Source organism: Anabaena sp. CS-542/02 (assembly GCF_028331085.1).
In the GTDB taxonomy this organism is placed as follows: Bacteria; Cyanobacteriota; Cyanobacteriia; order Cyanobacteriales; family Nostocaceae; genus Anabaenopsis; species Anabaenopsis arnoldii.
The window spans coordinates 33,460-46,792 of sequence record NZ_JAQMTM010000049.1 but is presented as its reverse complement, the minus strand read 5'-3'; the positions used below and the strand labels follow the sequence as shown (position 1 = coordinate 46,792).

Annotated in this window: 11 protein-coding genes; 8 read left to right on the top strand and 3 right to left on the bottom strand. The window is 43.2% G+C overall.

All coding sequences use genetic code 11. The features are described 5' to 3' along the window. Nucleotides 1-47: 47 nt before the first annotated feature. Nucleotides 48-1,274 carry a hypothetical protein gene (locus PN447_RS05045; protein ID WP_271761317.1) on the bottom strand — a complete coding sequence of 409 codons (1,227 nt, stop codon included), beginning with the start codon at nt 1,272-1,274 and terminating at the stop codon, nt 48-50. Nucleotides 1,275-1,494: 220 nt separating this feature from the next. Here PN447_RS05045 and PN447_RS05040 point away from each other — a divergent pair, with 220 nt between their 5' ends. From PN447_RS05040 to PN447_RS05015, 6 genes are all read left to right on the top strand, one after another. After that, complete coding sequence (locus PN447_RS05040; protein ID WP_271761315.1) at nt 1,495-1,950, top strand: phosphate-starvation-inducible PsiE family protein; 456 nt, start codon at nt 1,495-1,497, stop codon at nt 1,948-1,950. 399 nt (nt 1,951-2,349) lie between these two features. Continuing rightward, nucleotides 2,350-5,760, top strand: coding sequence for a phycobilisome rod-core linker polypeptide (locus PN447_RS05035; RefSeq protein WP_271761313.1), 3,411 nt, complete (start codon nt 2,350-2,352; stop codon nt 5,758-5,760). 310 nt (nt 5,761-6,070) lie between these two features. Continuing rightward, nucleotides 6,071-6,556 carry an allophycocyanin subunit alpha gene (gene apcA / locus PN447_RS05030; RefSeq protein WP_200988400.1) on the top strand — a complete coding sequence of 162 codons (486 nt, stop codon included), beginning with the start codon at nt 6,071-6,073 and terminating at the stop codon, nt 6,554-6,556. 69 nt (nt 6,557-6,625) lie between these two features. Continuing rightward, entirely contained in the window at nt 6,626-7,111 is a 486-nt protein-coding gene (gene apcB / locus PN447_RS05025; RefSeq protein WP_271734166.1) for an allophycocyanin subunit beta, read from the top strand. A gap of 228 nt (nt 7,112-7,339) precedes the next feature. After that, a complete protein-coding gene (locus PN447_RS05020; RefSeq protein ID WP_200988402.1) occupies nt 7,340-7,546 on the top strand; it encodes a phycobilisome linker polypeptide in 207 nt (68 codons plus the stop codon). Nucleotides 7,547-7,772: 226 nt separating this feature from the next. Further along, nucleotides 7,773-8,969, top strand: coding sequence for an FtsW/RodA/SpoVE family cell cycle protein (locus PN447_RS05015; RefSeq protein WP_271761311.1), 1,197 nt, complete (start codon nt 7,773-7,775; stop codon nt 8,967-8,969). A gap of 5 nt (nt 8,970-8,974) precedes the next feature. Here the strand turns inward: PN447_RS05015 and PN447_RS05010 are convergent, their stop codons facing one another. Beyond that, nucleotides 8,975-9,460 (bottom strand): GNAT family N-acetyltransferase, encoded by a 486-nt coding sequence (locus PN447_RS05010; RefSeq protein WP_271761309.1) that lies wholly within the window; start codon nt 9,458-9,460, stop codon nt 8,975-8,977. Nucleotides 9,461-9,807: 347 nt separating this feature from the next. Here PN447_RS05010 and PN447_RS05005 point away from each other — a divergent pair, with 347 nt between their 5' ends. Then, nucleotides 9,808-10,503, top strand: a complete 696-nt coding sequence (locus PN447_RS05005) for a hypothetical protein (protein WP_271761307.1) — start codon at nt 9,808-9,810, stop codon at nt 10,501-10,503. 147 nt (nt 10,504-10,650) lie between these two features. Then, complete coding sequence (locus PN447_RS05000) at nt 10,651-11,460, top strand: sugar phosphate isomerase/epimerase family protein (RefSeq protein WP_271761408.1); 810 nt, start codon at nt 10,651-10,653, stop codon at nt 11,458-11,460. 104 nt (nt 11,461-11,564) lie between these two features. Here PN447_RS05000 and PN447_RS04995 read toward each other — a convergent pair whose 3' ends face one another. Then, nucleotides 11,565-13,217, bottom strand: a complete 1,653-nt coding sequence (locus tag PN447_RS04995; protein WP_271761305.1) for a dipeptide ABC transporter ATP-binding protein — start codon at nt 13,215-13,217, stop codon at nt 11,565-11,567. Nucleotides 13,218-13,333: the final 116 nt, after the last annotated feature.

Sequence of the window (13,333 nt, the reverse complement as noted above, 5' to 3'; positions counted from 1 at the left end):
TGAGCAACTGAGAATATTTTGCGCAAAAGTCGGGGATGTTGGTGAGGTCAACTGGTGGTTGAATCTTGGGAAGCACCGCAATGATGACAATGTGGTAAATATTTGTAGGTCAAATTGTGGCAATTGGGACATTCAACATATTGATAATAACCACAATGGGGACAGTAGGCATCATGATTGCGGATTTTTTTCGCACAGTTAATACAGCGTGATTCCTGGACTCTCCTGACTGCTTGGGCTTTGGTATTTAAAATAACTCTTTGAAAAACCTGGATAATGCCAAAACCTACTACGGGAATTAACAATATGTAAACATAACTAATCAGGAACAGCAACCCGCCGAGTATTCTGCTGACGATATTAAATATAAATTGAAATAATACCCCAACTTGCAGAAATTCAAAGACTTTGAGAATTAAGGGTATAAAAAATATTACCAGCAAATGCCAACTAATTAAAGATATTAACCCATATTCTCGTCCTTCAGAAAATTTATGAACTGAAAAAGCGATTAGAATTAGCGGTATCAAAAACAAAGACTGCAAAATCAGTTGAATACTGGGATACCAAAATAAAGCCCGCTGATAATTTACTTCTACCGGTTTAAAATTATTATCCTGCTTCAGAAACTCTATAAAATTAGTGCTTTCTGGTTTAGTAAGGATTTGAGTTTTTAATTGAGTAATTTCAGCTTTTAGTGTAGAAATTTGCCGGTTATTTGCATCTAAATTTTGTTTAGCTTTGGCTGCATCTACTAAGTTAATTGACTGATCCCTGGGTAATTCAGCAATTTTTTCTAAAAGTGTGGCGGGGTATTCAGCCCGAATCTGGCGATTAGTTTTTGCTAATTGATCTACCTTGGCGTGTTGCTGCTGAATACTTTTAATAATTTCCCTGTTTGGAGGGTTGTTAATTTTGTCTTGATATCTGCTATATTGTAAACAAGTTGGAGACACTTTACCTAAATGTCTCTGTTCTACTTCTTGGTAAATTTGCTCTTGGGTGGGTTGATCAAGACTTTGGGATAATGAACTGTTGATGATGTTAAAGTCTTTATCTACATTGTCTTGGTTTCTGTAATCTTGCCATGGTGAATAACAGGGATAAGCCTGGTATGGGCTGATATACCATGTACTAATATCACTCAATCCTGTAAAGACGTTGATCAATATAAAAATATCAATCACTATAATCACTACTAAACTGACTTTATTTAGTGGTTGATTGTTGACTTTTCTAGACTTACCCCAAAACTGGCGAATTTTATTCAGCATATTGTTGTTCAATATAGTAGGTGATTTTTAATGTCAACTATCACATCAGTACCATATATCTGATTTTATGGTAATTTATGTTACATTATTTAACCTTCTGTACTGCCAAGATAGGATAAATGAATATGCTTACGCAAATATGGCTGATTAATTTTTAGACTCTATTCTATGGTAATTTGATTTCTGGGGTGATTCAGCTTATTTACATTTGGGTGCAGTTATGAGGAAATTAATCAGACGTATTTTGGTATTGACTAGAGATGAAAATTTCATGCACGTGATTGAAAACGTGGAGGTGATAGTCTCTAAGCTTCTATCTATCTTTATGGTATTAGTGATTTTGGTGGCGATCCTAGATTTAGGAGTTTTTATAATTAAGGAAGTATTAACTACCCCCTATGGCTATATTAATACGAAATTATTTCACGTCTTTGGGCTATTTTTAAATATATTAATTGCTTTAGAAATATTAGAAAATATTACAGCTTATCTGAGGAGACACGTTTTTCAAGTAGAGTTAGTTATTGTCACCTCCCTAATTGCTGTATCTAGAAAAATTATTATTTTAGATTTAGAGAAGGTGCGAGGGGTTGACATCATTGGTTTAGGTTTAGCCATTCTGGCCTTATCTCTGAGCTATCTAATTATTCGTTTTAGTAATTCTCGCGGAAATTAAGCTCCATGAGACATCTGGCGGATGTGGGGTTATGGAGGAAATATGGTATTTTATCATACCAAAATATTTAATTAATCCAAATATTAAATAAATATTAAATAATTGTATATTGGTCAAAAAGTATGCTGAGTTTTTCTGCAGTTTCTGTACTACCAGCAGTTTTAGCCCTGAATGAGAATATGTACTTATTGGTGATCAGGCCGGGAGATGACAAATTCTACATACTTCTTAATAAATTAACAGAGTAATCGCAAAACGTTCTAATCTAAAGCTAACTGGGTTAATTTACTGGCAGTTTTGCAGGCGGTACTCCTAATGCATAATCACACCTATGTGTCAAGCCTCAAAACAACCCAGACTTAACACATAAATAATTATCATGGGAGTTTTACAAATTCGATGAGTGTTAAGGCAAGTGGTGGAAGCTCAGTTGCGCGTCCGCAACTGTATCAAACCCTGACTGTATCAACAATTTCCCAAGCGGAACAACAAGACCGCTTTTTGGGTAGGGGTGAACTAAGCGAACTGGCTAGCTATTTTGCCTCTGGTGCAAAACGTCTAGTAATTGCGCAGACCCTGACAGAAAACTCTGAGATTATCGTATCTAGGGCTGCTAACCGGATTTTTGTGGGTGGTTCACCCATGGCGTTCTTGGAAAAGCCCAAAGAACCAGAGCTAGCAATGGCTACTGCAGGGACTAGCGCTGAGGGAAGTGTCGCCGAAGGAATGAAACTAGGGACTGTCACCTACGTTGAAAGTCGTGGCGGGTTCCTAGAAAATCTCCGTTCTATCTTTAACTCCTCTGCTGGGGGTCCCACACCTCCCGGCTTTAGACCCATCAACGTCGCTCGTTATGGTCCGAGCAACATGGCCAAGAGCTTGCGGGATTTGTCCTGGTTCTTGCGCTATGCTACCTATGCCATTGTGGCTGGTGACCCGAATATCATCGTGGTGAATACACGGGGTTTGCGGGAAATCATCGAAAATGCTTGCTCTACAGAAGCTACCATTGTGGCTTTGCAGGAAATTAAATCAGCTTCCCTGTCTTATTTCCGCAAAGATGCTGAGGCTACAGAAATTGTGTCTCAATACATGGATGTATTGCTCACAGAGTTCAAAGCACCTACACCTTCTAACAAGGTGCGTCAACGTCCTTCCGCAGACCAACAAGGGTTACAACTGCCACAAATTTACTCTGTAGCAGCAGAAAGAAGACCTAAGTTTGCTATGAAGCCTGGTTTATCAGCTACTGAGAAAATTGAGGTCATCAAAGCAGCCTATCGGCAAATTTTTGAGCGTGATATTACCCGCGCTTATAGCTTGTCAATCTCTGACCTAGAATCTAAGGTCAAAAATGGCGATATCTCCATGAAGGAGTTTGTCCGCCGTCTCGCTAAATCTCCCCTTTACCAAAAACAGTTTTACCAGCCTTTTATTAACAGCCGTGTTATTGAATTAGCTTTCCGTCACATTTTGGGACGGGGGCCAAGCAGCCGGGAAGAGGTACAAAAATACTTTGGAATCATTTCTAATGGTGGTCTACCAGCTTTAGTAGATGCTTTGGTAGATTCTCAGGAATACGGCGATTACTTTGGGGAGGAAACAGTACCCTACTTGCGTGGTTTGGGTCAGGAAGCCCAAGAATGTCGTAACTGGGGACCCCAGCAAGACCTGTTTAAATACAGTGCGCCTTTCCGCAAAGTACCTCAGTTTATTACTACCTTTGCAGCTTACGAACAGCCACTACCAGACCAACATCCTTATGGTTCTGGTAATGACCCATTGGAAATTCAATTTGGGGCGATTTTCCCGAAAGAAACCCGCAACCCCAGCAGCAGTCCGGCTCCTTTTGGGAAGGATACCCGCCGCATCTTGATTCACCAAGGTCCTGGTATTAATAACCAATTAAGTAATCCCAAGGCGCGGGGCGAAGCTCCGGGAAGTTTGGGGCGCAAGGTGTTTAAACTTGACCAAATCCCCGCGACTCTCAGCAGAAAGGGCGGCCAGGGTGTGAGCGTCAAGTTCTCGGAAAGCTCTACCCAAGCAATCATTAAAGCTACTTACCTGCAAGTTTTTGGCCGTGATGTTTACGAAGGTCAACGGCTGAAGGTGGCAGAAATTAAGCTGGAAAATGGCGAAATTTCTCTGCGAGAGTTTGTGCGGATGTTGGCGAAGTCGGATTTATTCCGCAAGATGTACTGGACATCTCTGTATGTTTGTAAATCTATTGAGTACATCCATCGCCGCTTGTTAGGTCGTCCGACTTACGGTCGTCAAGAGAATAACAAGTATTTTGACATTGCTGCTAAGAAGGGCTTCTACGCTCTGGTAGATGCTATCCTCGATACTCCAGAGTACAGCGAGGCTTTTGGTGAGGATACGGTACCTTATGAACGCTATTTAACTCCGGCGGGTGTGTCTTTACGTCAGCTGCGGGTTGGTAGTATTCGTGAGGATGTGGGTACTGGTAAGGTTGAGAAGGTGGAAACACCACGGTTTGTGGAACTGGGTACAGTTAAGGAAAACCGCACAGAACCAGATATTCAATTCCGCATTAATCAAGGTGTCACTAAGAAGCGCGAACAAACCAAGGTCTTTAAGTTGGTAGCAAATACCATCAATAAGGTGGCGGTGCAAACTGTGATTAGTGCTGCTTATCGCCAAATTTTTGAACGGGATGTTGCACCTTACATCGTCAAGAATGAGTTTACAGCTTTGGAAAGTAAGCTGGGCAATGGCGAAATTAGTGTGAAGGAATTTATTACAGGTCTGGGTTACTCTAACCTGTATCTGAAGGAGTTCTATACACCTTATCCCAACACCAAGGTAATTGAGTTGGGTACTAAGCATTTCTTGGGACGTGCGCCAATAGACCAGGCTGAGATACGTAAGTATAACCAAATTCTGGCTACCCAAGGGATTCGCGCCTTTATTAATGCCATGGTAGAAAGTGTGGAATATAGCCAGGCTTTCGGTGAAGATACGGTTCCTTACCGTCGCTTCCCCACTTTACCTGCGGCTAATTTCCCCAATACCGAAAAGCTTTACAATCAGCTGACCAAGCAAAATAATGATTTGGTTGTGCCTAGCTTTGAGACGGTTAAGCCTCGGATAGCGTCGGTAAATACCCCCATTTTAGCTAAGGCGATCGCAGATTTGGCAGCCCAAGCCAAGCAAATGGATAAAACCAAGCCGTTATTCATTGAGTTGGGTCGTTCTTTCAATGACGGTCGCGGTCAGTCTGTGGAAGTGGGTGTAGGTACAAGTCGCCGCAAACCTGCACGGATTCACCGGATGACTGTAGATGGGAACCCAGGGGAAAAACAACTAGTAATTGATGCGGCTTACTGTCAAGTGTTGGATGTATTTAGCGGTCAAGTCCCCCAAGACTACCGCCGTTCTAACTTAGACAGCAAACTGCGCAACGGGGAAATCTCTGTGCGGGAGTTTGTCCGGGAACTGGCTAGTTCAGAAATCTACCGCAAGCGCTTCTATACCCCTTATCCTAATACCAAGGTGATTGAGTTCCTCTTCCGTCACCTATTGGGACGCGCACCAGCTACCCAGGGGGAAATCCGCCAGTATAACAAGTTGCTGGCTGATAGCGGGTTAAGAGCAGCTGTAGAAGCAATTGTAGATAGTGCTGAATATGCTCGCTACTTCGGTGAAGATGTAGTACCTTATCAGCGCTACCCATCACTACCTGCGGGTAACTACCTTGGTAGTGTGCAAGCTGCTGCTGACTTGGTGAAACAATCTTGGTCTAGTTTATCACCTGCGGTCTTGACAGGTAGACCAAGCGATCGCTAGGTATTGAGGAGGGAGCCGGGAGATGATAGTTAATTTTCCCCAATCTCTCCCTCATATCTTGTATAATCAAGCTTTCCGGCAAAAATCACTGTTCAAACTAAGAATTAATATTACAAAGTATTAACAAGAGTGATAAATGGTGAACATAATGCCGGAAAATGTTTTGCGGAAGGTAGTTGATTTCTCGGCAGGTTCGCAGTGCCATAGCACTGTTGAGTCTGGAAAAACCAAAAAACTCAGCTACTGCCAAACTTAAAATCGTACCAGTTTAATTAAATTCTGGTTTCATTAGTACTGGAGGAATCCATTAATGAGTATCGTCACGAAGTCCATCGTGAATGCTGATGCAGAAGCCCGCTATCTTAGCCCCGGCGAACTAGACCGCATCAAGAGCTTTGTTTCCGGTGGTGAACGTCGCCTCCGCATCGCTCAAATTTTGACCGACAACCGCGAGCGCATTGTTAAGCAAGCTGGTGACCAGTTGTTCCAAAAGCGCCCTGACGTTGTATCTCCTGGTGGTAACGCTTACGGTCAAGAAATGACAGCTACCTGTCTGCGTGACCTAGACTACTACCTGCGCCTAGTAACCTACGGAATCGTTTCCGGTGATGTTACCCCCATCGAAGAAATCGGTGTTGTAGGTGTACGGGAAATGTACAAATCCCTCGGTACTCCTATTGACGCCGTAGCTGGTGGCGTTAACGCGATGAAGAATGTTGCTGCTACCTTGCTGTCTGCTGAAGACGCTGGTGAAGCTGGCGCTTACTTCGACTACCTCGTCGGTGCGATGCAGTAAGCTGAAGCGGTTTTTACTTCTGCTGAAACGTAAGTATTGCAATACGATTGGAAATAAGGAAATAACAACATGCAAGACGCAATTACCTCTGTCATTAACGCTTCAGACGTTCAAGGTAAATACTTGGACACTGCAGCTCTAGCAAAGCTCAAAGGCTACTTCTCCACCGGTGAACTGCGCGTCCGTGCTGCTACCACCATCAGTGCTAACGCCGCCGCGATCGTTAAAGAAGCAGTAGCTAAATCTTTGTTGTACTCTGATATCACCCGTCCCGGTGGTAATATGTACACCACCCGTCGCTATGCTGCTTGTATCCGCGACTTGGACTACTACCTACGTTATGCTACCTACGCAATGCTAGCTGGCGATCCTTCCATCCTAGATGAGCGCGTATTGAATGGCTTGAAAGAAACCTACAACTCCTTGGGTGTTCCCGTAGGTGCTACAGTACAAGCTATCCAAGCCATCAAAGAAGTAACCGCTAGTTTAGTAGGCCCCGACGCTGGTAAAGAAATGGGCGTTTACTTAGACTATATCTCCTCTGGCTTGAGCTAAGACCCAATTGCACTTAACACATTAGGTGCGGGTTGATTAAGGTCTGGAAATTAATTATGAGTGCTAGAACGTTCTACCGCTTATCTTGTGAATGAGTGTTAGCGGTCTGGTATTGATAGTTAATTTCCAGACTTGGAGTGATTGATTTAAATGTTTTGATAGAATATACACTCCCATTTTTTTTTCAAATAAAAAACTTTTCACAATCACCATAGGAGACTATAAGATATGGCGCGTATGTTTAAAGTTACTGCTTGTGTCCCTAGTCAAACTCGAATTCGTACCCAAAGAGAGTTACAAAATACTTACTTTACCAAACTAGTTCCTTACGAAAACTGGTTCCGGGAACAGCAACGCATTCAAAAAATGGGTGGCAAAATTGTCAAAGTGGAACTAGCAACCGGTAAGCAAGGTACTAATGCTGGGTTGATGTAATTAATATCAAAAAAAAACATCATTCTAGGGAGTTGTCAAGAGGTCAAGATAGACCTCTTTTTTTACTAAATTAGAGAACGGGGAACAGGTAACAAATTGGGGTGTACTTCATGAGACACACGGAAAAAGTTTAATAACAACCCTACTTTGCCAGCAGTCCAGAAAATTTTGAGTTATAAAAGTGAACAACTACCAAGTTTATGTCTAACTTTTAAGTTACCTCATCGTGAATCTACGTTTCCTGATTCCCATTTTTGATAATTCTGTCTCCACCTGGGCCTTAGAAGCCAGGTTGCTGCGCTGGGTCACATTTATCTGGCTGTTTGTGGGATTAATTGTGCTGTTTTCAGCCTCCTATCCCGTAGCTGAAATGCGTCTGGGAGATGGACTGTACTATTTTAAGCGTCAATTAGCCTGGGTTTTCTTTGCCCTGATGGGATTTAACATCATTGTCAATCTTCCCATCCGCAGAATGTTGGGAAATTCTCATTGGTTTATAGCCCTGTTTCTCCTGTTAATCTTCGGGACATTAATACCAGGAGTCGGTAAAAAAGCCTTTGATGCAGCGCGGTGGATAGCCATCGGACCCATTCCCCTACAACCATCAGAATTAATTAAACCCTTCTTAGTGCTGCAAAGTGCGCGACTGTTTGGACAGTGGGAAAAGTTGAGTTGGTCAATACGCTTAAGTTGGTTAGCTGTGTTTTGTCTAGTGCTTTTAGGTATCCTAGCCCAGCCTAACTTAAGTACAGCTGCACTTTGTGGTATGACTATTTGGCTGATTGCTTTAGCAGGGGGAGTCAGTTACAAGTATTTGGCCGGTACTGCAGTCGGTGGAGTACTATTAGCCCTGATAAGTATCAGCATCAAAGAGTATCAGCGCCGCCGTGTGATGTCATTCCTCAACCCTTGGGCTGATGCTACAGGTGATGGCTACCAACTAGTACAAAGTCTGCTAGCAATAGGTTCCGGTCAAACATCGGGGGTGGGGTTTGGACTTTCTCAGCAAAAGCTATTGTATTTACCTATTCAGGACACTGATTTTATTTTCTCCATCTTTGCTGAAGAATTTGGCTTTCTTGGCAGTATTTTACTGTTGCTCCTCTTAGGTTTATTCGCCACCCTAGGATTAATCGTAGCATTAAAGTCCAAGAATATCATCAACCGACTGGTAGCCATTGGCATTACAACTGTAATTGTCGGACAATCATTACTACATATTGGCGTAGCCACAGGTGCATTACCCACCACAGGCTTACCCTTACCCATGTTTAGCTATGGTGGTAATTCTATCATTTCCAGCCTAGTTGGTACAGCCTTGCTGATTCGGGTAGCCCGCGAGAGTAGTGAAGCGGATATACTACCACTACACAAACCCCAGCCTGATAAACCTCGCCAGCGCCGGATGTTGCAGAAAAGGTAAACTACTTAAATTCGTAGTCCCATAATTATTAAATCCCTTTCTATGCCGTCAAGTTCTGCAACTTGCGGCAAATATCCCCATTCTTTAAACCCGAATTTACCAAACAGGTTTAAACTCGGTTGATTATGGGCGAAAATAAAACCTAAAAGCGTTTTTATTCCCAAGTTCGGACTTTCCTTAACTGCTTGGTCTAGGAGTTTTCCCCCTAAGCCACATCTATGCACAGAAGGGGAAAGATAAATACTAATTTCGGCTGTGGAATCATAAGCTGGCCGCCCATAAAATGATTTAAAACTTAGCCATCCTACAACTATCCCTTCTACTTCTATCACCCAAATTGGTCTTTGTAAACATCGCCCTCGAAACCAAGTGAGGCGACTTTCCACGGAAACTGGTTCTAAATCAGCCGTTGCTGTGCGACTGGGAATTGCTGCATTATAAATTGCTACTATTGCGGGTAAATCATTGATATTCGCATGGCGGATGGTCATGGTTACTTTTAGAGGATGTTTGATAGGTTTTCCACAGGTAATTTTTATCTTAGGGAACACACCGAACACACCCAACACACAAAAAACAATCAAATCCAGTCCCCTTTCCCTTTATAAGGGAAAGGTGAGGGAGGGGTCAAACAATACATTATCTCAAGTAAGGTTCCGTGGCGCTGTGGGCGCGTAGCGCCCGCAAACTTGAGGCGATCTGCTTGCAGCAGCGCTTCGCTATCCCATGATTCATACTTGGATTCAGCAACGCCAAATAAACTATATAATATTTGCAGAAATTACTCCCCCTGCAACAGTCTTTAATAATTTGCACTCATTAAGTAGCGAGGAATGCTATGACAAATTCGGAGTCTCTGCTTTCCAATTATCAAGCATTGGTACAAAATCATGCCAGCCAATTTGACCCAGAGATTGCATCTCTACGACAACTAGTACAGGCACGAATGCAAGAAATTCGTCATTCTGAACAAGCACTTTTGGAAGCACAGGTAATAGAACTGAAACGCATCACTGATGCCCTGGCTACAGATGCTCGTTGTTGCCTACCAACACCGGAATTGAAGGCATTTGTGCAGGAGTTGAAACAGAACAAAAGCAATAACTGGTACACTCGGAAATCTGAAACTATCATCCCAGAAGACCCAACTACCTGGTTATTGGCAACACTTGAACTACCAATAGGTATAAGCAATTATCAAACTCTGGAAGACCCTGACGCCTATGATGACGAACGCACCCATATCTTGTACAGCTATTCTCTGTCTTTAAAGTTAGGCGATACGGAATATCGCATTGAAGTGCCTTACAAACGTATCTACAACCTCAATGAATCCACAGAGTCTTCTTTGAAAGAACAAATTGACTACTATATCTCAGGTGATGTGGAGGGTTTGTTGAGAGAGATAAATTATCCAGAAGCCGAAACAAACCAGTTGGCTCAGGAATTAAGCATCTTGGTGGGGTATGTCACAAAACTGTTTGCCCTTAAGCCCAGAACAGCAAGCTTTGAATATATATCAACACAGCAGTAATCTCCTATTACCTCATTCCCTGATCAAATTGAATTTGTACACTCTCTTATGAGTGGAAGGCACGCCCGTGGACAAAAAGTAGCCGTCTACCTTGGTGGAAGCTGGAAATAAATAATAATTGTATAAGTTTTATGGAGCAAGACTGTGATGGAGTTATATCTGAGTTTGTCTGCTTATGGTGGAGTGCCAACCCGTGAAGCTTTGAGGGTGTTGTGGCAAGCAGGCATTCGCCATGTTGAACTGGCAATCGGACCTCGACCTGATGCTGATGCAGTGCAGGCAATTCAAGATTTTCAGCAACAAGGAATGGTCTATCGATCGCACCATGCCTTCGTTTGGGGGGAGCGCCACCAAACCTTCAATCTAGCGCAACCCCAAGACTGGAAATATTTCCAGCGCATGACAGACTGGTTAGCTGATTTAGATATTACAGCTTACTCTGTGCATGGAGGACATTTCCCCATCGGCACAGAACGCGCCCAAGCTTATGCTAACTTTCTCGAAAACGTCCATCACCTCCACCAACTTTGCCAAACGCGGGGGATTGTTCTTGGTGTGGAAACCATGTATCCAACCTTACCCACTAGCGGTAAGCAGTACCTTTTAGACAATGCTTGGGAAGTTGCCCAGTTTTGTCACGATGCCCCCCAAATTAAAATAGTTGTTGACTTAGCACACCTCAACATCTGGCAACACGACAGCTTACCAGCAAAGCTGCAATGGTTGAAACTGCCATCAGAGCGACTTTTGGAGATTCATATCTCTGACAATGATGGGCGGCAGGACATCCATTCTCGGATTACACCTCATACTTGGTGGGTATCGCAGATTACTCAATTTTCACCCGGAGTTCCCATTGTCCTAGAGAGCCGATTGAATCGGTTGCCTGTCTCGGTGGTGCGGCAAGAGTACATACACGTGCAGCGCCTTGTCGCTAACATCGGATTGTTGCCCTGATTAGATTCGCTTAACATTTTTGCCTTCTCACTCACCTGAATTACAAAGCGCACTACACCCCCATAGTTAGAAACCAGGGGCACTGTGCGCGGTTTCTGGTAGACCTAAGAACGAGCTAATAAGGGAGCGGATGCTAGTAAGGTTTGAGTGTAGGGATGTTGAGGATTGGTAAATATTTCCTTTGTACTACCCATTTCTACAATTTTACCATTATGCATAACGGCAATGCGATCGCACAAAAACCGCGCTAACCACAAATCATGAGTAATAAACAAATAAGTTAATTGAAATTCTGCCTTTAATTCTAACATCAAATCCAGCACTTGGGACTGTACACTAGCATCTAACATACTCACAGGTTCATCACAGATTAACAGTTGGGGACGGGTAATTAAAGCCCTAGCAATGGCGACTCGTTGCTGTTGTCCCCCGGATAAATCTGATGGATAACGTTGATAATAAAGTTCTGCAGGTGTTAATCCCACCCTTTCCAGCATCCATAAAACTTCTGATTTTGCTTTTTGTGCATCAGCTAGCTGATGGATAAATAAGGGGTCAGCTATACTTTGTCCCACTGTCATTACAGGATTAAGACAAGCATGGGGGTCTTGAAAAATCATCTGCATTTGTCGCCGTGAAACCCGGATTTCCTGGGGCGATAAACTCGTTAAATCCTGTCCCAAAAATTCCACTTTCCCCGCAGTGGGACGAATCAGCTGTAATATTGTCCTGGACAGTGTACTTTTGCCACAACCTGATTCCCCAACTAAACCGAAAATCTCCCCGGGATAGAGTTCTAAGTTAACCCCATCTACGGCTTTAATTGTTTCCCCTGGTTTATTCAATAATCTTTGGATAAAATTCGGTTCTATAGTGTAGTGCTGCTTTAGTTGTGTAATCTGCAAGATTGGTGATGGTGAAGCTTCCCCACTTGCTGGTACAGAAGGCATAGTTTGTGCATCTACACTTTGAATATGTAAAGCTGCTTGTAATAGCGATCGCGTGTATTCATGTTGGGGTTGTCTCAATACAGTTTCCGTCGCCCCCATTTCTACCATCTTCCCTTGATACATCACACCCAGGCGATGGCAATACTCCCCCACTATAGCCAAATCGTGAGAAATTAGCAACAAGGCCATATTTTCTTCACTGCATAGACGGCTTAATTCTTGTAAAATTTGCGCCGAGACGGTGACATCTAAACTAGTGGTGGGTTCATCAGCGATAATCAACTTGGGATTGAGCAGTAAAGCCAAAGCAATGGCTACCCGTTGACGCATCCCACCGCTAAACTCATGAGGGTACTGATACCAACGGCTTGCAGGGATGTTCACTTTTTCTAAAGTGGCGATCGCTCGTGCTTTGGCTTCCCTAGGTGATAATTTTGGTAAATGGGCTTGTAGGGTTTCCATGCAATGGTCACCAATGGTCATCAATGGGTCAAGGCGTGTCATGGGATCTTGAAAAATCAAAGCCAAAGACTCACCCCGAAATTTACGCAACTCCTCACGCATTAAATCAAACACTGATTTACCCTGAAACCTTACCCGCCCCTGAATGGTACTATCCGGGGGTAACAACCCCATTGCAGCCCTTCCCAGAGTCGATTTACCACACCCCGACTCACCCACCAAACCCATTCTTTCCCCTGGTTGTAAGGTGAAAGATACATCATCAACCGCCCAATTTACTACCTCCTCATTACTTTGAGGATAAGCCACACGGAGATTTTCAATGGTCAATAAAGCTTCACTCATGTAATTTCTGTTAAGATCATGTTTTTGACACTCACGGCTATACCTTTGACCTCGGAAATTCCTGTTTGGGGAAATGGTTACAAAAATAACTGTCAATTGTCCCACAAATATGAGAT